This is a genomic window from Ferrovibrio sp. GW821-FHT12B10 (assembly GCF_058807515.1).
In genome coordinates this window covers 1,815,687-1,837,482 of record NZ_JBXAQT010000001.1, presented here as the reverse complement: position 1 = coordinate 1,837,482, position 21,796 = coordinate 1,815,687, and the positions used below count along the sequence as shown (strand labels likewise).

23 protein-coding genes are annotated in these 21,796 nt (G+C 65.4%); 4 read left to right on the top strand and 19 right to left on the bottom strand.

The features are described 5' to 3' along the window. Window positions 1-12: 12 nt before the first annotated feature. From AC1RRT_RS09315 to AC1RRT_RS09275, 9 genes are all read right to left on the bottom strand, one after another. Window positions 13-1,434, bottom strand: coding sequence for a multicopper oxidase family protein (locus AC1RRT_RS09315; RefSeq protein ID WP_493013514.1), 1,422 nt, complete (start codon window positions 1,432-1,434; stop codon window positions 13-15). A gap of 52 nt (window positions 1,435-1,486) precedes the next feature. After that, a complete protein-coding gene (locus tag AC1RRT_RS09310; RefSeq protein WP_493013513.1) occupies window positions 1,487-2,365 on the bottom strand; it encodes a DMT family transporter in 879 nt (292 codons plus the stop codon). Continuing rightward, complete coding sequence (locus AC1RRT_RS09305; protein WP_493013512.1) at window positions 2,362-3,339, bottom strand: bifunctional helix-turn-helix transcriptional regulator/GNAT family N-acetyltransferase; 978 nt, start codon at window positions 3,337-3,339, stop codon at window positions 2,362-2,364. Before AC1RRT_RS09305 ends, AC1RRT_RS09310 begins: the two co-directional genes overlap by 4 nt. A gap of 54 nt (window positions 3,340-3,393) precedes the next feature. Continuing rightward, the gene (gene otsA / locus AC1RRT_RS09300; protein ID WP_493013511.1) at window positions 3,394-4,779 is read right to left on the bottom strand and encodes an alpha,alpha-trehalose-phosphate synthase (UDP-forming); all 1,386 of its coding nucleotides are present in this window, start codon (window positions 4,777-4,779) and stop codon (window positions 3,394-3,396) included. Continuing rightward, window positions 4,764-6,635: a glycoside hydrolase family 15 protein gene (locus AC1RRT_RS09295; RefSeq protein ID WP_493013510.1), complete on the bottom strand. Its 1,872-nt coding sequence runs from the start codon at window positions 6,633-6,635 to the stop codon at window positions 4,764-4,766. The genes otsA and AC1RRT_RS09295 overlap by 16 nt, the downstream gene beginning before the upstream one ends. After that, complete coding sequence (otsB, locus tag AC1RRT_RS09290; RefSeq protein WP_493013509.1) at window positions 6,632-7,432, bottom strand: trehalose-phosphatase; 801 nt, start codon at window positions 7,430-7,432, stop codon at window positions 6,632-6,634. Before otsB ends, AC1RRT_RS09295 begins: the two co-directional genes overlap by 4 nt. Window positions 7,433-7,544: 112 nt before the next feature. Continuing rightward, entirely contained in the window at window positions 7,545-8,414 is an 870-nt protein-coding gene (locus tag AC1RRT_RS09285) for an alpha/beta fold hydrolase (RefSeq protein WP_493013508.1), read from the bottom strand. A gap of 8 nt (window positions 8,415-8,422) precedes the next feature. Beyond that, a complete protein-coding gene (locus tag AC1RRT_RS09280) occupies window positions 8,423-9,163 on the bottom strand; it encodes a methyltransferase family protein (protein WP_493013507.1) in 741 nt (246 codons plus the stop codon). 13 nt (window positions 9,164-9,176) lie between these two features. Continuing rightward, window positions 9,177-10,136 (bottom strand): alpha/beta fold hydrolase, encoded by a 960-nt coding sequence (locus AC1RRT_RS09275; protein WP_493013506.1) that lies wholly within the window; start codon window positions 10,134-10,136, stop codon window positions 9,177-9,179. Window positions 10,137-10,307: 171 nt separating this feature from the next. On the opposite strand from AC1RRT_RS09275, the gene AC1RRT_RS09270 reads away from it, so the two are divergent. Further along, window positions 10,308-10,793 (top strand): MarR family winged helix-turn-helix transcriptional regulator, encoded by a 486-nt coding sequence (locus AC1RRT_RS09270; RefSeq protein ID WP_493013505.1) that lies wholly within the window; start codon window positions 10,308-10,310, stop codon window positions 10,791-10,793. Between the two features lie 33 nt (window positions 10,794-10,826). Here the strand turns inward: AC1RRT_RS09270 and AC1RRT_RS09265 are convergent, their stop codons facing one another. Then, on the bottom strand, window positions 10,827-12,173 hold the full coding sequence (locus tag AC1RRT_RS09265; protein WP_493013504.1) for a tetratricopeptide repeat protein: 1,347 nt from the start codon (window positions 12,171-12,173) through the stop codon (window positions 10,827-10,829). Between the two features lie 220 nt (window positions 12,174-12,393). On the opposite strand from AC1RRT_RS09265, the gene AC1RRT_RS09260 reads away from it, so the two are divergent. The 3 genes from AC1RRT_RS09260 to AC1RRT_RS09250 all read left to right on the top strand — a co-directional run bounded on the left by AC1RRT_RS09260 (window position 12,394) and on the right by AC1RRT_RS09250 (window position 15,402). Further along, window positions 12,394-13,086 (top strand): TetR/AcrR family transcriptional regulator, encoded by a 693-nt coding sequence (locus AC1RRT_RS09260; protein ID WP_493013503.1) that lies wholly within the window; start codon window positions 12,394-12,396, stop codon window positions 13,084-13,086. Window positions 13,087-13,097: 11 nt separating this feature from the next. Continuing rightward, the gene (locus AC1RRT_RS09255; RefSeq protein ID WP_493013502.1) at window positions 13,098-14,816 is read left to right on the top strand and encodes an adenylate/guanylate cyclase domain-containing protein; all 1,719 of its coding nucleotides are present in this window, start codon (window positions 13,098-13,100) and stop codon (window positions 14,814-14,816) included. Window positions 14,817-14,880: 64 nt separating this feature from the next. After that, window positions 14,881-15,402, top strand: a complete 522-nt coding sequence (locus AC1RRT_RS09250) for a DUF1003 domain-containing protein (RefSeq protein WP_493013501.1) — start codon at window positions 14,881-14,883, stop codon at window positions 15,400-15,402. Here AC1RRT_RS09250 and AC1RRT_RS09245 read toward each other — a convergent pair. The 9 genes from AC1RRT_RS09245 to AC1RRT_RS09205 all read right to left on the bottom strand — a co-directional run bounded on the left by AC1RRT_RS09245 (window position 15,399) and on the right by AC1RRT_RS09205 (window position 21,787). Then, entirely contained in the window at window positions 15,399-17,366 is a 1,968-nt protein-coding gene (locus tag AC1RRT_RS09245) for a TonB-dependent receptor (RefSeq protein WP_493013500.1), read from the bottom strand. The two genes, AC1RRT_RS09250 and AC1RRT_RS09245, sit on opposite strands and share 4 nt — an antisense overlap. Before the next feature lie 95 nt (window positions 17,367-17,461). After that, window positions 17,462-17,836 (bottom strand): histidine triad nucleotide-binding protein, encoded by a 375-nt coding sequence (locus tag AC1RRT_RS09240; protein WP_493013499.1) that lies wholly within the window; start codon window positions 17,834-17,836, stop codon window positions 17,462-17,464. Window positions 17,837-17,853: 17 nt separating this feature from the next. Then, window positions 17,854-18,183 carry a phosphoribosyl-ATP diphosphatase gene (locus AC1RRT_RS09235; RefSeq protein ID WP_493013498.1) on the bottom strand — a complete coding sequence of 110 codons (330 nt, stop codon included), beginning with the start codon at window positions 18,181-18,183 and terminating at the stop codon, window positions 17,854-17,856. 20 nt (window positions 18,184-18,203) lie between these two features. Then, the gene (gene hisF, locus AC1RRT_RS09230; RefSeq protein ID WP_493013497.1) at window positions 18,204-18,968 is read right to left on the bottom strand and encodes an imidazole glycerol phosphate synthase subunit HisF; all 765 of its coding nucleotides are present in this window, start codon (window positions 18,966-18,968) and stop codon (window positions 18,204-18,206) included. A 12-nt stretch (window positions 18,969-18,980) separates the two neighbouring features. Further along, a complete protein-coding gene (locus AC1RRT_RS09225) occupies window positions 18,981-19,331 on the bottom strand; it encodes a hypothetical protein (RefSeq protein ID WP_493013496.1) in 351 nt (116 codons plus the stop codon). A gap of 24 nt (window positions 19,332-19,355) precedes the next feature. Beyond that, window positions 19,356-20,093: a 1-(5-phosphoribosyl)-5-[(5-phosphoribosylamino)methylideneamino]imidazole-4-carboxamide isomerase gene (gene hisA / locus AC1RRT_RS09220; RefSeq protein ID WP_493013495.1), complete on the bottom strand. Its 738-nt coding sequence runs from the start codon at window positions 20,091-20,093 to the stop codon at window positions 19,356-19,358. A 5-nt stretch (window positions 20,094-20,098) separates the two neighbouring features. Beyond that, window positions 20,099-20,647, bottom strand: a complete 549-nt coding sequence (locus AC1RRT_RS09215; RefSeq protein ID WP_493013494.1) for a GNAT family N-acetyltransferase — start codon at window positions 20,645-20,647, stop codon at window positions 20,099-20,101. A gap of 25 nt (window positions 20,648-20,672) precedes the next feature. Then, window positions 20,673-21,320 carry an imidazole glycerol phosphate synthase subunit HisH gene (gene hisH / locus AC1RRT_RS09210; RefSeq protein WP_493013493.1) on the bottom strand — a complete coding sequence of 216 codons (648 nt, stop codon included), beginning with the start codon at window positions 21,318-21,320 and terminating at the stop codon, window positions 20,673-20,675. Then, complete coding sequence (locus AC1RRT_RS09205; protein ID WP_493013492.1) at window positions 21,317-21,787, bottom strand: DUF2628 domain-containing protein; 471 nt, start codon at window positions 21,785-21,787, stop codon at window positions 21,317-21,319. The genes hisH and AC1RRT_RS09205 overlap by 4 nt, the downstream gene beginning before the upstream one ends. Window positions 21,788-21,796 lie beyond the last annotated feature (9 nt).

Genomic DNA, 21,796 nt, shown 5'->3' with positions numbered 1-21,796 from the left:
AATTGACGCTGCCTAATTGACGCTGACGGTCGCCATCATCCCGGCGACCTGATGCTCCAGGATATGGCAGTGGAGCATCCAGTGGCCTTTGTTGTCGGCCACCAGGGCAAGCTGCGCCTTTTCCTGCGGCTGCAGCAGCACGGTGTCGCGCCAGGCCCGGTCGGGCGGGGTCAGCACCCGGAAGACATGGCCGTGCAGATGCACCGGATGCGGCCAGGCGGTGTCGTTGTGAACCTCAAAAATATAGCTTTTTCCATAACTTAGGCTGAAAAGCGGGTTATGGCCGAGATGGTCGGAATGATCCGCCATGGCCTGGCCGTTCAGGCTCCAGGCGATCCGGTGTTTCTGGAAGGCGTCGCGCATGTCCATCGCCTTGCCGCCATCGACCTGCATGCTGGACGGCACGCCCATGCCGCCACCCAGCACCAGCGGCAGGCGTTCGGCAGTTTTCAGATCGGGCTCGCGCACCGGATTGGCCTTGAGCGCCTCCAGCGGCGGGGCCGCCAGATCCCCGGGTCGACGCGGCTGCGGGCGGGCATTGTCATAGGCCAGATCGGTGAGCCGGTGTTCGCGACCCTGCAGGTCGCGGTCGAACACCGGATAGCGCGTGTCGGCATTGCCGCTCATGTCGAGGATCAGATCGGCACGCATGCCGGGTCCGAGGATAACACGATCCTGCGGCCCGAGCCGGCGCGGCGTGTCGAGCGGATGACCGTCGAGCGCGATCAGCCAGGGGGCATGGTCGGCGAAGCGCAGATCGAAGATGCGCGCATTCGCGGTGTTGACCAGGCGCAGGCGGATGCGTTCGCCGCTCGTCACCGCGAAGGGCTGCGCCAGCCGGCCGTTCATCAGCGCGACATTACCCAGACGCCCGGCATGGGTGAGGTCCATCGGATGGCGGAAATCCTCCGTGATCTGCGCCTCCGGCGTCAGGCGCAGATCGCCCAGCACCCAGGCGATGTCGCGATCCACCGCCGGCGGGGCGGGCTCGTCGACAATGAGCAGGCCATACAGGCCGCGACCGACCTGTTCCGGATTGCCGGCATGCGGGTGATACCAGAAGGTGCCGGCATCCTGGCAGACGAAGTCATAGGTGAAACTGCCGCCGGGCTTCACCGGCTTCTGCGTCAGGCCCGGCACGCCATCCATCGCATTGGGCAGGCGGATACCATGCCAGTGCACGGTGGTGTCCTGCGGCAGCCTGTTGTCGAGCCGCACGCGCAGGCGATCCATCTGCGCCACGCGCAGCACCGGTCCGGGGAGTTCGCCGTTATAGGCCCAGATCGCGGTTTCCGGTTTGCCCGGCAGCACCGGCGCCTTCGCCAGCGCCGGCGTGAGACGGAAGTCTTTGGTAGCAGCGCGGCCCGCACGCGGCAGTGTGATCGCCGTGAGCGTGGCGGAAGCGGCCGAGAGGAAGGTGCGGCGCGTGATCATGCGGTGATGGTAGCGCGGGAAAACCACCCGCGCACCTTACTACATGGCAGGGTCAGGCTTTCGGTGGCCGCAACGCCAGCCAGAGACCGAGCAGCAGCACGGCCAGGCCGGCCAGTAGCGGCGGGGTGAGCGGTTCGGCCAGGAAAGCCGCGCCCAGGAAGGCCGCGGTGATCGGGCTCAAACCCAGGAATACCGTCACCTGGGTCGGCGGCGCATGACGCAGCGCCCAGAGCCAGCCGTAATAGCCGATGCCGCTGCTCAGCCCGATGAAGATCACCGCGGCCCAGCCGCCGGCGCTGTAGCCGCTCCACTGGGTGAAGGCGCCTTCGTAAGCCGCGAGCAGGACCAGGAAGGCCACGCTGGCCAGCATGGAATAGGCGCCGACGCTGAGCGTGGGATAGCGCTGCAGATAGGGCTTGAACAGCACGCTGCAGAGCGCGCCGCAGAAGGCCGCCAGCAGCACGGCGGCCTCACCGATCCAGTGTTCGGCGCTGGAGGCATCGAAGACCTTTTCGCCCAGCGTGATGCCGACGCCCAGCATGGTGAGCAGCACGCCGATGGTCTTGAGCGCCGCCATCCGTTCGCGCCCCAGCGCGGCGGCGATGATCATGGTGAGCAGCGGGAAGCTGGCGAACAGCAGGGCGGCACGCGCCGCCGTGATATGCGACAGGCCGTAATTGATCAGCACGATCAGGATGCCGAACTGCAGGATGCCAAAGACGGCGATCGGCAGCAGGTCGCGACGGGCAAACCGCATCGGCATGCGCAGATGAACCATCACCGGCAGCAGGCAGAGCGCGCCGATGGCATAGCGGAACATGGCGAGCGTCGCCGGCCCGCTTTCGCCCACGACATAGCGCGTGGCCACCAGCGCCAGCCCGACCTGCACGCCGACACCGGCAGCGACTGCAATCGGCTGCCAGCTCTTCACAGCTTGAGGTCCCAGGTCTCGCCGATGAGAGTCTTGCCAAAGCTGCGATGCTTTTCGCTGGCCACCCTGGTGAAGCCGGCCTTCACATAGACCGCGCGCGCCGCCGTCAATACGCTGTTGGTCCATAGCGTCATCTTGCGGTAGCCACGCGCCCGGGCAAAGGCGATGCATTCGGCGATCAACTGATGACCCAGCCCGCGGCCGCGCGCTTTCGGATCGATGAGCACCAGCCGCAGCTTGGCCACGGTGGCGGATTTGCGCACCACGAAGGCCGAGCCGACCGGTTCGCCATCCATCTCGGCGATGAAGCAGGCCTCGGCCTGGGGATCGAAATTTTTCAGGAACTGCGCGGCGATCTCAGCCACCAGCGCCTCGAAACTGATGTCCCAGCCATATTCTTCCGCATAGAGGCGGCCATGGGCGGCGATCACCCAGCCCATGTCGCCGGGCCGGTGTGGCCGCAGGGTGATCGCCGGCTTTTCAGTCGCGCCACCACCGAGCAGTTGCTCGATGCGGTTCATCGCCGCGATCAGGCTGCTGCGCCCGGCACCATCCAGCGCCTGCAGCAGCGGTCGCAGGATCCTGCGCGAGGCCTCTTCCTGCGGCGCGAAGCTTTTCGCGCCCAAGGCTGTCAGGGTCAGCAGGCTCTGGCGCGCATCTTCCGGCGCGGGCCTGCGTGTCACCAGCCCCTTCTTCTCGAAGCCGCGCAGCAGGCGGCTGAGATAGCCGGCATCAAGGCCCAGATCCCGTACCAGATCGCTGGCGGTGACGCGGTCGCGATGGGCCAGCTCGTAAAGGACGCGGGTTTCAGCCAGCGAAAACGGCGCGTAGAGCCTGCCATCCTCCAGCACGCCGATCTTGTGGGTGTAGAAGCGGTTGAAGCGGCGGATGGCTTCGACCTGGCCTGCGACCTCGGCGGCGATCTCGGATTTTTTCGGATGCGCCGCTTTCGGCGCGGATCTGGAGACAGGCATCGGACCCGGCTCCCCGCCCGGGCCCGGCCAGTCTGCCGGCGATAGTTGACTAAGTCAACTATCGAGCTGGCGCTCCGCCATCAAGGCGCCGAGATAGCTTTCGCGCCAATGCGTGATGGTGTTGGCGCGCAGCACGCCGATCATCGATTCCCAGCGCTGGCGCCGTTCGTCCAGCGGCATGGTCAGCGCCCGGTGCAGGGCATCGGCGATATGCTCGGTGTCGTAGGGGTTCACCACCAGAGCGCCCTTCAGCTCGCGCGCCGCGCCGGCGAAACGCGACAGCACCAGCACGCCGGGATCGGCGGGGTCCTGCGAGGCGACATACTCCTTGGCCACCAGGTTCATGCCATCGCGCAGCGGCGTGATCAGCCCGACCTTGGCATGGCGATAGAAGCCGGCCAGCGAGTTGCGCGAGAACGAGCGGTTCAGGTACCGCACCGGCACCCAGTCGAATTCGGCGAACTTGCCGTTGATACGGCCGGTGAGGCCGTCGAGCTCATTGCGCAGCTTGCGATACTGCGCCACCTCGCCGCGCGAGATCGGCGCGATCTGCATGAAGGTGACCTTGCCACGATGCTCGGCGCGGCTGGCCAGCAGGTGATGAAAGGCCTCGAAGCGCTGCGGGATGCCCTTGGAGTAATCCAGGCGGTCGACGCCGACCACCAGGCTGCGGCCGACCAGGCTGTCGGTCAGGCGCCGGGTCTCCTCGCTGTCGGCCTCTTTCGCGGCCAGCGATTCAAAGTCCTGGGTATCGATGCCGATGGGGAAGGCGCCGACGCGCAGCTCGCGGCCATAGGCGGCCACGCGGCCGTCATCGCCGACCGTGCCGCCGGCCTCGTGCAGGATGTATTCGGTGAGCGCCCGCATGTCGGTCTTGGTCTGGAAACCGACCAGGTCATAGGCGCAGAGGTCGCGCACCAGCCGTTCATGGCCGGGCAACGCCGCCAGCACCTCGGGCGCCGGGAAGGGGATATGCAGGAAGAAGCCGATGCGGTTGGTGACGCCGCGACGGCGCAGCTCGGCGGCCAGCGGGATGAAGTGGTAGTCGTGAATCCAGATCACGTCGTCAGGTTTCAGCAGCGGCACCAACTGCTCGGCGAAGCGCGCATTCACCGCCAGATAGGTGTCCCAGGACGAGCGGTGAAAGTCGATCAGGCCGAGGCGGTAATGGCACAGCGGCCACAGCGTCGCGTTGGCGAATTCGAGATAGAAGCCCTTATGCTCGTCCGGCGAAAGATCGAGCGTGGCGTAGTTGACCCGGCCCTGACTGGCGCGATGCGGCGTTTCCGGCGGCTGGTCGACGACCTCGCCGCTCCAGCCGAACCACAGGCCGCCATGCTGGTTGAGGGATTCTTTCAGGGCGACGGCCAGACCACCGGCCCGGCTCAGGCGTTCGCGCGGCATCGCCACGCGGTTGGACACGATTACGAGCCGCGCCAAAACGCCTCCTCCCAGCTTTTGGAAAGTCGCATTGCGCAGACGATCAATCCAACCATCGAGTAGGTCTGCGGGAAATTGCCCCATAGCTCACCTGTCTTCGTATCAAGGTCTTCGGACAGAAGACCAAGGTGGTTGCGGGAGGCCAGCAGGCCCTCGAAAATCTCGCGCGCCTCGTCGCGGCGACCAATGGCCGCCAGCGCATCGACATACCAGAAGGTACAGATCGAAAAAGCGTTGTGCGGCAGGCCGAAATCATCGGCCGCGACGTAGCGCATCAAATGGCTGCCACGCTTGAGATGCTTGCCGACCGCCTCGACCGTGCCAAGAAAGCGCGGATCGTCGGCGGCGACGAAGCCGATCTCCTGCAGCAACAGGAGCGAGGCATCCAGATCCTGGCCATTGAAACTCTCGACGAAGCTGTTGAGTTCCGGATTCCAGGCCTGCTCCAGGATCGCCTTGCGGATGCGGTCGGCATGGTCGCGCCAGTAGGCGACCTTCTGCTCCAGCCCCAGCGTGCCGGCGATCCGCGCCAGCCGCCGGCAGGCGGCCCAGCACATGGCGGCGGAATGGGTGTGGACGCGGGCGCGTCCGCGGAATTCCCACAATCCCGCATCGGGCGTGAGCGCCAATCGAGCGGCCTGCTCGCCCAGGCCCTCGAGCTGCTCGAACAGCGCCACATCGCCCTGGCGCGGCAGGCGGCGGTCGAAGAACATCTGCGCCACCGCCAGCACGATGGAACCGTAGGTGTCGTTCTGGCGCTGCGCGAAGGCCGCATTTCCCAGCCGCACCGGACCCATGCCGCGATAGCCGTGGAAGCCGGGCATCACGCGCTCTTCCAGCGAGGCGGCGGGGTTGAGTGCATAGACCGGCTGCAGCTCGGCGCCGGGGTTGAGCGCCACGGTGGTGGTGATGTAGCGCAGGAAGTCTTCCATCGTCTTGGTGGCGCCCAGGCGATTGAGCGCCTGCACGACGAAATAGGAATCGCGCAGCCAGCAATAGCGGTAATCCCAGTTGCGCGGCGTGTCGGCAGCTTCGGGGATCGAGGTGGTGAGCGCCGCGAGAATGGCACCGGTCTCTTCATAAGCACAGAGCTTCAACGTGATGGCGGCGCGGATCACCGCCTCCTGCCATTCAAACGGCACCGAGAGATAGCGCACCCATTCGACCCAGTATTCCACCGTGCGCTCCTGGAACTCGCGCGCCATATGGGTAAGCGAGGCAGTGAAGCTTTCATCGGCGCCGAGCAGCAGCGTCACCGGATTGGTCAGCACGAATTCGCTTTCCGCATCGATGAAGGCGATCGGCGCATCGGTGGTGAGGCGCAGGGCCGCGCCCGGCGCGGTGAAGCGGATATGGTTGGAGCCGAGCGTGCGGCTGGGCTGGGTCACGCCGTAATCGAACAGCGGCCGGCAGCGGATGCGGATCACCGGCGTGCCGCTGACCGGCTCGATGCGGCGGAACAGCATGGCCGGCCGATAGGTGCGGTCATACTGCTTGAAGCGCGGGCAGAAGTCGGTGATGCGGATCGACGCGCCGTTCGCGTCGGTCAGCGTGGTGACCAGCACGGCGGTGTTCTCGATGTATCTTTGATCGCTGGCGGCGAGGTTGCGCAGGGTGACGCTGAAAATGCCGTCGCCGTCCAGTTTGGGCTGCAGCAGGTCGCAGAAGACCGGATCGGCATCCAGCCGTGGCGCGCAATGCCAGACGATGCGCCCGATCGGATCGATCAGCGCCGCGATCACCGAATTGCCGATCACACCGAGATCGAGGCCGCGCTGCTTGGGGTCGTAGCGCTTGGCGGTGCTGATGGTGCTGCTGTCGACAGTGCTGCCGGACGTGCTGCTCCCTGAGGTCATGCCGAGCGCCTTGTCGCCTGCGATTTCACATAGTCCGCCAGCCAGCCACGTACGGCGGCCGGCGCGATGAAGCCGGGGCGGTCGGCGCGGCGCAGGGCCAGCGGCCCGACGGCGAAGGCCATGCCGCCATGGTTCTCCACGGCACGGAAGCCGTCTTCGTCGGTGCGGTCGTCGCCGATGAAGACCGGCAGGCGGTTGGCGAAGGCCGGCTGCTGCAGGAAGCGTTCGACCGCCGAACCTTTCGACTGTGTCGCATCCTTGATCTCCCAGACATACTTGCCCGGCATCAGCATCAGGCCGTCGAGACCGGCCATGGCGCGCGCCAGCTGCGATCCGATGGCCGGGCCGATCTCGGGTGCATGGCGGTAATGCACGGCGAGCGCATGGCTCTTGCGTTCGACCACCACGCCGGGATGCAGCGCGCCCAGGCGGGCGGCGGCCTCATGCAGGCCCTCGGGCAGCGGCATCTCGACCACGGGCTGCGCATTGGCACTCGCCGTCGGCCGCCATTCGCTGCCATGCTGGCCGCTGGCGGCGAGCCGCAGCGGATCGAACAGCCTGTCGATATTGTCGATGGTACGGCCCGAGACCAGCGCCAGCGCGCCGTTCAACAACTGCGCCGCGGTCTGCAGGTCGGCCCGCAGCGCATCGGACACCGCGACATTCTCGGGCGAGTCGGCGATATCCAGCAGGGTGCCGTCGATATCGAGGAACAGCGCCCAGTTCGATTGCGGCGGGGGCGGTGCAGGCAATGGCACAGCCTCCTGCGCCTCTGCAGGCATGATCTGGTCGGTCATCGCTCCGGCTCCCCCGCCCACGCTGTGTCTGCGCCGGGCGAGCAGAAATGAAATCTCTCGGTTTTCCGAGAATACTTACGGAGTGGAACGACTCATGGGGGGTGGGGTTCCCTTAAACGGCCCTCTGCCGGGGTGCCAGCGCGCTTTGCGGATTGGCGCAAAGCACTGCTGTCTCAAGGAAACCCAGCAGGGCGGCATTGACCGGCGCGGGCTGTGTGAGCGGCGCCATGTGACCCAGCCCCGGCATTTCCAGATAGCGCGGCGCGGGCAGACGCTGGCGCAGCTCGGCCACGACGCCGCGCGCCGCCAGGGTCGTCTCGCCGCTGCAGAGCAGCAGCACCGGCATGGTCAGTGCCTGATAGTCGTGCGGATCGGGATCGGCGCGGAACATCATGCGCCATTCCGCCGCGATCTTTTCCATGCAACCGATAATGTATTGTTGCTGCGGTACGGGCATCGCCCGCAACGCACCCTTGCCGACCCAGTAATCCAGGAAGGCATGGGCCGCGCCTTCGGAATCGCCCTGCTCGACCAGCTCGACATGGCGCTTGCCCACCTGGGCAATCTCACGCCAGGCATCCTGGCGCTTGCTGTCACGCAGGACAGCGAAGGTGACCGGCTCATAGAGTGCCAGTGAGGCGATCCGGTCGGGCCGGGCGCGCGCCAGTTCCAGCGCTATGGCGCCGCCATAGGAATGGCCGATGACATGCACCGGACCGTCGAGCGTATTGAGCAGGCTGGACAGTAGTGCCACCTCATCGGCCGTCGTCGGCATTTTGGCCGTCATGGGTGTATCGCCATAGCCGATCATGTCGGGTGCCAGCACACGCCAGCGCGTCCCCATCTCGCCGATCAGCTGTTTCCACTGGCGATGCGAGGCGCCGCCGGAATGCAGCAGCAGAACCTGCGGCGCGCCCGGGTCGACGGAAGGGGCATTGTCGAAATAGGACAGACGGCCAAGGGCCGTATCGAGTATCGGCATGACGAACCTCAGATTTTGGATTTGAAACCGGGAATGAGCGCCGGCACGCGCGCGCGGTAGTCGCGATAGCGCTGGCCGAACATCGCGACGAGATCGCGCTCTTCATAGGCGATGCCGACCAGGATGTAGGCGGTCATGCCGGCGGCGAACAGCAGATGCCCGAACGACATCTGTGGCGTCGCCCAGAAAGCGAGCATCAGTCCGAAATACAGCGGATGCCGCACATACCGGTAGAGATAGGGCGTGCGGAAATCATCGGCCGGCGCAGCCTGACCGGTTCGTGGGCCGCGCCAGTGCCGGATCGCCTGGCTGAGGCCGAGGAGTTCGTAATGATCGATCATATAGGTGCTGGCCACGGCGATGAGCCAGCCCAGACCGAACACCGCCCAGAGTGGGCCGGCGACGAGCGGATTCTCCAGCTGCCACACCATGGCCGGCAGCGGCTGCCAGCAGACCACCAGCAACGCCAGCACCAGGCAGGTAGCCAGCACATAGACGCTGCGCTGCAAATGTGCCGGCACCACGGCGAGGCGGCGCTTGAAGGACGAGCGCGCCATGATGCTGTGTTGCAGTCCGAACAGCGCAATGAGGCCGAGATCGACCACGACGGCGGGGCCGAACGGCAGCGTCGGCCATGGCATCCTGTCGATGCCGTGCGGCAGCCAGAGATTGGTCAGGAACAGCGCCAGCACCACGGAGATGGCGTTGAAGCACAGATAGGCAAAACCGGCGAACAGCAATCCGGTCATGATTTCGGTCTCCTTATGAGGCGCCGGCAGCGAATGACTGCAGGAAAACGAGATAGTCAGCGGCCACCGTTTGTGTCGCCTCGATCATCGGCAGATGACCAATACCGGGCAGCAGCAGCAGCGAGGCGCAGGGCAGGCGATGCAGCAGACGTTGCGCACCGGACGGATGCCAGATGCGATCGCGATCACCCCAGACGATGCGGGTTGGAATCCGAAGGCCGTCAAGCGCATGTTCCAGCGATACCGTCTCAGTCGCTGCCGCTTCGAAGATGCGACGATGGAATGGCGCCTTCGCCAAGGCACGGCGGGCCATGGCATGCTTCACCGGCGCCGGGATGGCAGGCGGGTCGGCCATCAACCAGTGCAGATAGGCGTCGTAATCCTCAAGCCTGCGGATGAACAGCGGATTGTCCCCGCCGGCCTGCAGATGTCGCAGTAGCTCGCTCAGCTCCGCCGAGAGCACGCCGCTCGGACCCGGCAGCCACAGGCTCAACACCTGGTCGGGATGGGCGGCTGCATAGAGTGCTGCGACGCGGGCGCCGAGCGAGTTGCCACCAAGATGAAAGCGGTCGAGCTTCAGCGCCGTGACGATGGCGCCCAGCGCCGCGACCTGATCCGGCAGGCCGTCGCCATATCCCTGCAGCGGCTCGCTATCGCCGAAGCCGGGCAGATCGATGGCGATGACGCGATGATGCGGCGTCAGATGGCGGGCGATGCGATTCCAGTTGTCCCTGTCTCCACTGCTGCCATGCACCAGCAGGATCGGCGGACCGGCTTTGGTCATGCCGCTGTCGAGATATGCAATGCGGCTGCCCGCCACCATGACGGCCTTTTCGCTCAGACCCGCGCGCCAGCGCTCGATCCCGGCCACCACGGACAGCAACGGCAGACGCGGCAACAGCAGCCAGACCAGCACGACCGCGGCGGACAGAAGGATCAGACAAGACAGCACAAGGGACATGGATCGACGCATGGATATCTCGGAGCGCCAGTCATATATCAATAACATTGATATTATCAATACTATTGATATGTTATAAGCTAAGGCCGATATCACAGTCGCGTGTATGAGCCCTAGCCCTTTGAAATCCCTCGTGTATGCTCCCCGGACGCAATTCCTCCCCTGTATCCGGGACCTCCCGCCATGCCGGCAGCCAAGAAAAGCACCATCACGCGCAAAGACATGCTCGAAGGCCTGCGCGGCGGCATCGACGAGACCATCACGCTGTTCTACCTGGGCTATCGCGCCGGCACGGATGCGCCGAACAAGCTGCTCGACAAGCTGGGCTTCGGCCGCCCGCATCACCGCGTGCTGTTCCTGGTGGCGCGGCAGCCGGGCATCACCATCACCAACCTGATCGATCTGCTCGCGGTTTCGCGTCAGGCCCTGCACCGGCCGATGCGCGAGCTGGTCGCGCAGGGCTACATGAGCCAGAAGCCGGCGCCGGCCAATCGGCGCCTGGCCGTGCTGACGCTGACGCCCAAGGGCACGGCGCTGGAAGCCAAGCTGTCCGGCGCGCAATACGAGACCTTCGCCAAAGCCTTCGCGGCCGCCGGTCCGGATGCTGAGAAACACTGGAAAGCCGTGATGCGCGCACTCGCCGCCCAGGTTCGCCCAGGTAGCGTCTAACCCGGTCCTGCCCGACATCCCCTTTGCCGCGCGTTACGCCGCGAGGCGCGCCGTCGCCGTGGTCATGTAGCGCAGGGCCAGCGGGCTGCTCGGCCGCGCATGCAGGCGTTCGGCGCTGAGCGCGCGCAGCAGGGCATGATCGCCGGCGCGGCTGGCCGCCTCAAGCAGGGTGAGATCCAGCAGGTCGCGTTGCGCATGGCTGCCGCCGAAACGCGCCGCGATGTTGCGCACCGGGCGCAGGCGGTCGATGCAGTCGCGATAGCGGCCCTCATGGAAAGCAACCAGCGCTTCGCCCACCGGCAGACCGATTTGCGCCGTCATCGCCCCATTGCCGGCGATGGCGTGACTGCCGCTGTTACCACCGGCCGCCACGCGCTGCAGCGTGCCGATCTGTTGTTCGATCAGATCGCTGCGGCCGGCCCCGATGAAGCTGAGCAGACCATGCATGTCGTTGAAGGCGTAGAGTCCATCCATGCTGAGCGGCGCCCAGGCCTCGGCCAACTCGGCCCAGCGCGCAGCGCCGATATCGACGCCACGCAGATGCAGGCGCCACAACATGGCCGAGGCGTCGATCATGTCGAGAATGACCGGCGAGCGGCTGCCGCGGATCATCGTGTCGTAGAGGTCCAGAACCTCCGCATGCTCGTCGCGTTCCAGATGCATCAGAGTCATGTGCCATCCGTTGTGAATGGCGATCATGTTGTCGATGGCCCAGAGCGGCTGACGCTCGCGCGCCCAGCGGATGCCGTCATCGACGCGTGCCTGCATCTCCATCACATGGGCGACGGCATGATGGGCCCAGCCATCGCGCGGCTCCAGCATGCAGGCCTGGCGACCGATATCTTCGGCGCGGCCATATTCGCCGCATTCCTCAAGGCCGAAGGCAAGCATGCCGAGCACGGCGTGATAGCCGGGCACCGTTTCGCTCCAGGCCGGCATGACACGCAGCACGCGGTCGCGCAGGTTGCGCGCATCGCCGCGGTAGTAATCGAGCAGATGGCCCATCTGCAGCGCGACGATATCGCGCGGATGTTCGAGCAGGATGGCATCAAACAGGTCGGAGGCGGTGGCAAAGCGTCCCTCGGCCCAGGCATCGGCAGCGGCGATATGCCCGGCCTCACGCGTCGTGGTCGCAGACTGGCGCGCCGCGGCGAGGCTCTCGCGCGCCGGCGCCAGGCCGGCGGCCTCCATGCCGGAGAGAAACAGATGGGCGCGCAGGATATGGGCCATGGCGCAGCCCGGCGCCGCGGCGATGGCCGCTTCAACGGTTTCCAGTGGATTACCCCGGTAACCGTTGAACTGGCTGACCGCCTGGTCATAAAGCGCCAGTACCGCCGGATTCGCACCGCTAACCACCTGACCCTGTTGATCTTTCAGCATTTCCACTCCGACCCTAGCTTGATTTTTTGAAACAGACTGGTCGGTATAATTATCAGGGGCTAATCCCGTCAAGGTATGCATGATGAGTCTAGAGCAACTCTAAATCGACCCTCTTTTTGTTGATTTTATTGGATTATTCTGGTTACCGCGCAGAAACCTCACAGACAAGTGAACCGACTGTATGGTCTGATAGGTAGATCATAGGTCCAGGGAGACCCTCATGCCTCGTGACGGCGCCGCCACCCGGATGGCGATACTCGATTCAGCCCAGGCCCTGGTCCTGGAGCATGGCTTCTCGGCCACCTCGATCGATGCGGTGATCGCGCGCACCGGCATCACCAAGGGCGCCTTCTTCTACCACTTCAAGAGCAAGGCCGATCTGGGCGAGGCGCTGGTGCGCCGCTATGCCGAACTCGACGCCGCGCATCTGGAGACCATCGGCGTCCGGGCGAAAAAGCTGAGCAACGATCCGCTGCAGCAGCTGCTGATCTGCATCGCGCTGTTCGAGGAAGAAGCCACGGTGATCAACAGCTCGCCCTATCCGGGCTGCATCTACGCCTCCTATTGCTATGAGACCCAGCTGTTTGACGAGCGCACCATGGCGATCGTGCGCGAGGCCTTTGCCATGTGGCGCAGGCGCATCGGCAACCGGCTGCGCGCCATCGCCGAGCTCTATCCGCCGCGCGTGCCCGTCGATATCGACAGCCTGGCCGACATGCTGCTGGGCATCGCCGAGGGCGCCTTCATCCTCGGCCGGATCAACCGCGACACCGAAGCCACCACGGCGCAGTTCCGGCATTACCGCAATTACATCGAACTGCTGTTCGCTCCCAACCTGGCCGCGCTGAAATCCGGTGGGCATCCCGCCGCCGGAAAGACAGAGCCGCTGGACGTTGGCGTTCCAGCCGCCTAGGCTTGCCAGTCATGGCAGGGGGAATCGCAGGCCGCGCGCGCGTCGAGGAGATCTACAACCGGACCAAGCTGGCGACCGGCCTGATCCTCTTCACTTTCCTCGGCATGCACCTGATCAACCACATGCTCGGCATCGTGTCGCTGCAGGCGATGGATGCTGGCGCGGTGCTGTTCAAGTTCATCTGGCGCAGCTGGCCCGGCACCATCCTGCTCTATACCGCCGCCCTGCTGCATCCGATCCTGGCGATCTACAACTGGCTGCGGCGCGGCCATTACCGCGGCATTCCCTGGCAGGGCTGGGTGCAGATCGCGCTCGGCGTAGCCGTGCCGCCGCTGGTGATCGACCACATCATCGGCACGCGCGCGCTGAGTGCGATGTTCGATATCCGCGACTCTTATGCCTATGTGCTGATCGTGCAGTTCGTGCAGGAGCCGCTGATCGGCCTGCGCCAGAATATCCTGATCCTGATCGCCTGGGGCCATGGCTGTATTGGCGTCTATTACTGGCTGCGCATGAAACCCTTCTTCGAGAAGGTGTCGCCGCTGCTCTACGCCGTCGCGCTGGTGCTGCCGATGCTGGCTACCATGGGCTATCTCTCAGGCGGCCGCGCTGTGCTGCTGGCCATGCAGGAGCCGCAATGGCTGGAGCAGTTCCGCGCGAGCCTCAACTGGCCCGGCCAGGTCGCCAACGACTTCGGCCTGCGCGCCGTCGAATTCGCCTATACGACGATGATCGCCCTGCTGGGCGCAGGCCTGATCGGCCGCGTGCTGGTCGCGCTGATGCTGCGCCGGCGCGGCCGTATCACCATCAGCTATCCCGACGGCCGCCGGTTCCGCGGCCTGGCCGGCAGCCTTACCGTGCTGGAAAGCAGCCGCGCGATCGGCTATCCGCATGCCTCGGTCTGCGGCGGACAGGGCCGCTGCTCGACCTGCCGCGTGCGTCTGAGCGGCCCCGGCACCGAAAGCCTGCCGGCGCCCGAGGCGCATGAACTGAAGGTGCTGCAGCGCATCCAGGCCGCGCCTGGCGTGCGGCTCGCCTGCCAGATCCGTCCCACCGGCGACCTCAGCGTGATGCCCTTGCTGCCGGCTGGCGTACAGGCGCGCGTCGTCTACGGCGCCGCCAGCCATGCCCATGGCGCCGAGCGCCGCATCGCCATCCTGTTCGCCGATCTGCGCGGCTTCACCAAGCTGTCGGAGAGCAAGCTGCCCTACGATGTCGTCTTCGTGCTGAACCAGTATTTCAAGGCGATGGGCGAGGCGGTGGAGAAATCCGGCGGCAAGCTCGACAAATTCATCGGCGACGGCGTTATGGCGCTGTTCGGCATCGACGAAGACCCCGAGGAAGGCTGCCGCCGCGCGCTCGACTGCGCCAAGCGCATGGCCGCAGCGCTGGTACAGCTCAACGACGCGCTGAAGATGGATCTCGACCAGATGCTGAAGATTGGCATCGGCATCCATTGCGGCCCCGCCATCGTCGGCGAGATGGGCCATGGCAGCGCCATGCATCTCACCGCGGTGGGCGACGCGGTCAACACGGCCAGCCGGCTGGAAAGCGCCACGAAAGACTTCGGCGCGCAGCTGGTAATCTCGGCGGAAGTGGCCGAGCGCGCCGGCAAGGCCGCCATGGACGGCCTCGACTGGCAGCATGAAACAGTGTCGCTGCGCGGAAAATCCGAACCGCTGATGGTGCTGGTGGCGAAAAAGCTGGTGGTGGCAGAGCCGGCTGTTTGACGTCGATCAACCAGGACGGCAGCGATCTGCGCTACTGGATTGTCCTGCCCGCATGGAGCCCGTCATGACCACGACCCATCACGCCCTGACCGAACAGGAAACCAAGCTGTTGCGCGATCTGCGCCAGCATAGCGCGCGCCGTCGCCATGCCCGGATCCCGCAGCCGGTTCCGGTGCCGGCCGCCGTCTTGCTGCCGCCAACCCTGGGCGCCCGGATCGCAGACCGCGTCGCCAATGCCGTCGGCTCCTGGCGCTTCATCCTGATCCAGACCAGCCTGCTGGTGGCCTGGCTGATCGGCAATGTCCTGGCGGGCGGCGGCGCCTGGGATCCCTATCCCTTCATCCTGCTCAACCTGCTGCTCTCCTTCCAGGCCGCCTATACCGCGCCGGTGATCATGATGAGCCAGAACCGGCTGTCGGAAATCGACCGCCGCCATGCCGAGGAGGATTATCAGGTCAACGTGAAGGCCGAGCTGGAGATCGAGCTGCTGCACCAGAAGATCGACCTGCTGCGCGAACAGGAAATCCTGGCGCTGACCAAGGCGGTCACCGCACTGACGGCGCGGCTGGATGCCGGGCGCATCTAGAACGTCGCCGCCAGGCCCAGCCGGACTTCGCGGCCACGGATCGGGGCGACATCCTTCAGCAGCGATGTGTGATTGCGGCCTTCCTCGTCGGTGAGGTTGCGGCCCTGCAACTGCACGGCAAGATTCCTGTTTTCAGAGAACGGCCGCCAGGTCAGCGCGGTGTTGATCACGGCATAGCCGTCGGTGCGGCTTTCATTGGCGCCGACATGATCCTGGTCCATGCGGCCGGCCAGTTCGAGCCGCCAGCCCAGCGCGGCGCTGTCGGCATTGAAGCCCAGGCGATAGCCGACCGGCGGGAGGCGCGGTAGCGAGCTTCCCGTGTTGCGCGCCTCGCCGCGCACATAATCGGCGCTGCCATCCAGACCGAGCGTATAGCCCTGTCCGCGGAAGAAGGTCCAGGCCGCCTCGATTTCGCCGCCGCGGAAATCGGCATCGGTCTGGCTGTATTGCAGCTCGTTCAGGTCGTCCTGCTGGTTTCCGGTGAAGGCACCGAAGATGTAATCCTGAAAGCGCGTGGCAAAGACATGCACCGCGCCGGTGACGTCGCCGGCGGTCTTGCGCAAACTGAGCTCGCCATGCCAGGCGGTTTCCTTGTCGAGCCCGGCGCTGCCGATCTCGAAACTCTGCGTCGCCACATGGGCGCCGTTGGAGAACAGTTCCTCGGCCGAGGGCGCGCGTTCGGTTCTGGAGAGAGACAGCCCGGCCACATAGCTGTCATTGAGTTTATACGTCGTGCTGCCCGAGAGGCCGAGCGGCGTGAAATCCTTCTTCTGGCCCCGCGTGGTGGCGTCGACCGTGACGCGCTCGGCGCGGCCGCCGAATGAGAAACCCCAGCGGCCGGCCTCGAATGTCTCCAGCAGGAACAGCGCATGGCTGTCGGTCACCGTCGGGCTGATGAAGGCTTCCGCGCCGGTCGCGGTCAGGTCGCGACGGCCGCCCTGCAGGCCGATGACGCCGCTGTTGCCGTCGACCAGCGGCTTATGCGTGGCCTCCAGCCGGCCCTCCCAGCTTTCGGAATCGAACCGTGTGGCGGGCTGACCGCTCGGCTCGATCTCGTCATGCAGGTAATCGGCATAGCCGAATTTCAGCTTCAGCTCGTCGAGGCCGCGCAGCGGTTCATACAGGCCGATTTTCGTATCGAGCCGGCGCTGTGTCATGTCGATATGCACCGGATCGCTGCCCGGCACGCCGTAATAGCTGCTGAACTGCGAGACGCTGGCGCCCGCATAGCCGGTGTCGCTTAAGTAAGACGCGCCGACCGCGCCATTCTGGTTATGCATCGCCGTGTTGTTGACGCGGCCCTTGATGCCGGCTTCACGCGCAGCCGTGCTGGCATAACCATTGATGCGATAGTCATCGGCGGTGAGCGCGCCGGCCTCGCCATGCACCACGAAGCGATCGGTCACCGCCTGATCGACGGATGCGAAGCCGCTTTTCTCCTTCGCGCCGCTGCCATAGTCGAAGCGCGCACTGCCCGCCACGCCATCCTTCGGCACAGAGTCTGGGATGCGGCCGTCGATCACATTGACCACGCCGCCGATGGCCGAGCTGCCATAGAGCAGCGTCGCCGGGCCGCGCAGCACCTCGATCTTCTGCGCGCCGCCGAGCGGCGCGACCACCGCATGATCGGGGCTGACGGTGGAGGCATCGAAGGTGTCGACGCCGTTATCCAGCACGCGCACGCGCGGGCCGCCCTGGCCGCGGATGACCGGCCGGCCGGCGCCAGGGCCGAACTGCGTCGAACTCACACCCGGCGTGCCGTCCAGCGTTTCGCCGAGCGTGGTCGCGCGCCGGCGGTCGAGCGCGGCACCCTCCAGGACAGTGGTCGCCTCGGCCAGATCGTCCTGGCTCTGCTGCAGCGGCGCGGTGACGACGATGGGCGACAACTGGGTCTGCTGGGCAAAGGCGGCGGCAGGCAGCAGCACGACCAGGCTGACGCCGGCAAGCAGGACAGAACGCGACATGGAAACCCCCGAGAATCGTTACTCTATAACGTTATTATATAACATTCAGAGATAACAAGCCTCAGGATTTCCCGGTATTCCGATAAAATGGAACGTTAGTCGCCGTCCTTCTTCAGCATGCGGCCGAGCACGCGGCCGCCGAAGATATGGACATGCAGATGCGGCACTTCCTGGTTGGCGTTGGCGCCGCAGTTGCTGAGCAGGCGGTAGCCATCGGCATCCACGCCGGTCAGGCGCGCGGTATCACCGATCGCCTTCACGTAGTCGGCGATCTCCTCGACCGGGGCCTTGGCCGAGAAATCATCGAAATCAACATAGGCGCCCTTGGGGATCACCAGCACATGCACCGGCGAGAGAGGGTTAATGTCGTGGAAAGCAAGACTATGCGCGGTCTCGTGCACCTTCTTGCAGGGAATCTCGCCGCGCAGGATGCGAGCGAAGATGTTGGTGCTGTCGTAGGTCTTGGCCATATGCGTCGTGTCCCTGCTTACGTGAGCTGGCGCGCCTTCTTTTCCTCGATGCCCGACATGCCTTCGCGGCGCGTCAGCTCGGCGCGCACGTCGTCGATGGTGACGCCGCAATCGGCCCAGAGCACCAGCAGATGGAAGACCAGGTCAGCGCTTTCCGACACCACCTCGTCGCGCGTCTCGGCCACGGCGGCAATCGCCAGTTCGACAGCTTCCTCACCCATCTTCTGGGCGATCTTGGCGCGGCCCTTGGCGAAGAGCTTGGCGGTATGCGACACCGCCGGATCGCCACCCTTGCGGCTGGCGATCACGTCATACAGTCGTTCCAGCGTATCGCGGTTTTCACCCATCGCGTCGCGCTCCCCTTGATTTATGACAACCGGACAGGAATGCCGGCGGCAGCCATATGCTGCTTTGCTTCGCCGATGCTATGCCGGCCGAAGTGGAAAATCGAGGCCGCAAGCACGGCCGAGGCATGGCCTTTGGTTACACCTTCGACCAGGTGGTCCAGATTGCCGACGCCGCCAGACGCCACGACCGGGATCGTGATGCTGTCAGCCACCTTGCGGGTGAGGTCAAGATCGAAGCCCTTCTCGGACCCGTCCCGGTCCATCGAGGTGAGCAGGATCTCGCCGGCGCCATAGCTGGCCATGCGCTGGGCCCATGCGATGGCATCCAACCCGGTGCCGTTGCGGCCGCCATGGGTGAAGACTTCCCATTTCCCAGGCGAGACCTGCTTGGCATCGATCGCCACCACCACACACTGGCTGCCGAACTTCTCGGCCGCCTCGCGCACGAATTCGGGGCGGTTGACGGCGGCGGTGTTGATCGAGGTCTTGTCGGCGCCGGCCAGCAGCAGCTTGCGCACGTCTTCCACCACGCGCACGCCGCCACCGACGGTGAGCGGCATGAAGCAGCGCTCGGCCGTGCGCGCCACCACGTCGAACAGCGTGTCGCGCGCATCCGACGATGCCGTGATGTCAAGGAAGGTCAGTTCGTCGGCGCCAGCCGCGTCATAGACGGCGGCCTGTTCGACCGGATCGCCGGCATCGCGCAGGTTGACGAAGTTGACGCCCTTGACGACGCGGCCGTCCTTCACGTCGAGGCAGGGGATGATGCGGACCTTGAGCGACATGACGGATATCTCCTACAGCAGCAGCGTCGCCAGGCGGCGCGCCAGCGGATGGCTGTCCTGCAGATCCGCCAGTTCGGCATTGATCACATCCAGCAGGCCGAAAGCCTCGATCGCGCCGTCCATCCAGGGCCGCGAGAAATTCAGCGACAGGATGACGATGCGGCCCTCGCGTTCCTCGTAAGTGCCGCGCAGTTCGAGCGGATGGTCTTCGCCGGCCAGCAGCAGCGTGGCGGATATGGCGTGCGTGCGGCGGTCGATCGCCACGCGGTCGACCTTGGCCCAGTCGAGGGCTGCCCGCTTGTCCAGCACCAGCCGCGCCACCTGCGTCGCCATCCAGCCTACCGCCTTATCGAGGATCGCCATGGGACATGGCCAAGCCGCTTTGCATCAGACCGCTTCCTTGAGCGCAGCGGCAGGATCGATGCGGCCATCATAGAGCGCGCGGCCGAGAATGGCGCCGTCGATGCCGGCGCCGTTGGCGGCTTCTTTCTTCAGCGCGATGATATCCTCGATGCCGGCCAGGCCGCCGGACGCGATCACCGGGATCGACACGGCCCGCGCCATGGCAGCAGTGGCCGTGATATTGACGCCCTTGAGCAACCCGTCGCGATCGATATCGGTGTAGACGATGGCGGCGACGCCGGCATCCACGAATTTTTTCGCCAGGTCGATGGCGTCGAGGTCGCTCGCCTCGGCCCAGCCTTCGACGGCGACGCGGCCCGAGCGCGCATCGATGCCGACCACGACGCGGCCCGGCCAGCGCCTGGCCGCCGCCTTGACCAGATCAGGATTGCGCACAGCAATGGTGCCGAGGATGACACGGCTGATGCCGGCGTCCAACCAGCCTTCGATGGTGGCTTCGTCGCGGATGCCGCCGCCGAGCTGGATCGGCAGGGCAATCGCCTTGCGGATCGCGGTGACGGCGGCGACATTGGCCGGCTTGCCGGCGAAGGCGCCATCGAGATCGACGAGATGCAAATATTTGAATCCTGCATCTTCCCAGGCTTTCGCCTGCGCAGCGGGATCGCTGTTGAAGACAGTGACGCGATCCATGTCGCCCTGCTGCAGGCGCACGCATTCGCCGTTCTTCAGGTCGATGGCGGGATAGAGGTTGAGCGCGCTCATGATCGTCACAGGCCCAGAAGGTTCTTGCTGTAGAAATAACCCTCGACGAAACGGCCATCGACAAAGGCGTATTGCGGCTTCACGCCCCAGCGGCGATAGCCCGCGCCCTCGGCGAGCTGGATCGCCGCCGCCTGCGTGGCGCGCATATCGAGATCGATCTGGCGATAGCCGGCATCGCGCGCGGTTTCCTCGGCCAGCGCCATCAGGCCGCGCGCCAGGCCATGGCCGCGCGCCCAGGGCGCGATGAAGAAGGTCGTCACCTGAACACTGTGGCCCTGCGCTTCGTTGTTGGGCGAGGGCCGCAGGATCTGGTTGGAGCCGACGATGGCGCCGTCGAGCCGGGCCACGAACAGATCGCGCTGCGGCATCAGCAGCACGCCGCGCCAGTAGCTTTCCAGCACGCGGCGCGGCGGCACTTTCAACCAGCCAAAGCCGTTGCCGTCGATGATCGCCTTTTCGGCGGCATCGGACAGTTCGTCGATCTCGTCGTCGGTCAGGCTGATGACCTTCTCGACCAGCGCGTTCGGCGTGATGCTTTTCAGTCCGGCGCTCATGCTGCGATATCTCTGGTCATAACTGTCACGGGCGCCAGCGCAGGAAATTCGCCAGCAGGCGCAGGCCAGTGGCCTGACTCTTCTCGGGATGGAACTGCGTCCCCACCATGTTGTCGCGCCCCAGCGCCGCCAGCACCGAACCGCCGTAGTCGGCATCGGCTAGCATCACATCACCTGGCTTTGACGGCACCATGTGGTAGCTGTGCACGAAATAGGCATGCACGCCGCTGTCGAGGCCGGCGAGCACCGGATGGGATTTCAGCAGCCGGAGCTGGTTCCAGCCCATATGCGGCACCTTCAGAGAAGCGTCGGCAGGCTTCAGCAGTTCCACCGCGCCATCGATCCAGCCCAGCCCCTTGTGTTCGCCATGTTCGCGGCCGACGCTGGCCATCAGCTGCATGCCGACGCAGATCCCGAGGAAGGGTTTGGCGCGCGTGATCACCTGATCGTTCAGTGCATCGATCATGCCATCGAGCGCCGAGAGGCCGCGGTAGCAGTCGGCAAAGGCGCCGACGCCGGGCAGCACGATGGCATCGGCCGCCGTCACATCGCCGGTTTTCGCCGTCACCTTCAGGTCAATAGCAATCGTATTCTCGTCGGCAGCGCGTTGGATCGCCTTGGCGGCGGAGCGCAGGTTGCCCGATCCGTAATCGATCAGCGCGACTTTCATCATGACAGCAACCGGGGAAAGGCATCGGGGCCGCCGCGCATCGGATAGGTCACGGTGACGCCAGCTGGGATTGAGGCCGGCGTCGCCTTGCGTTGCGCAGGCGGCAAACCATCGCGGTAGTAGCGGATTTCGGCCTCTTCGGCGTCGTCGGCGCGCAGCACGCCAGCGAGGCGCCAGCCATGACGGCCGAGCGTCCAGCGCCGGTAGTCATGCGCCATCGCGCCGATCAGCAGGCTGAGCGCGATGCCGATGGCGGTGGCCGCCGGATCGGCGACGTCGAGCAGTTCGAGCGCGATGCCGAACACCGTGCTGAACAGCATATAGGCGATCAGCCCAAGCCAGAGGCGATGGCGCAGCAGCCAGAGCGGCGGCACAACGGCAGCCCACCAGCTGAAACCGGTCTTCACGGCCAGCAGGTCTGCGTCGCCGCCGGCTTTGCCGGGACGCTCATGCAGGGTGAAAAATCGCATGAGAGCCCC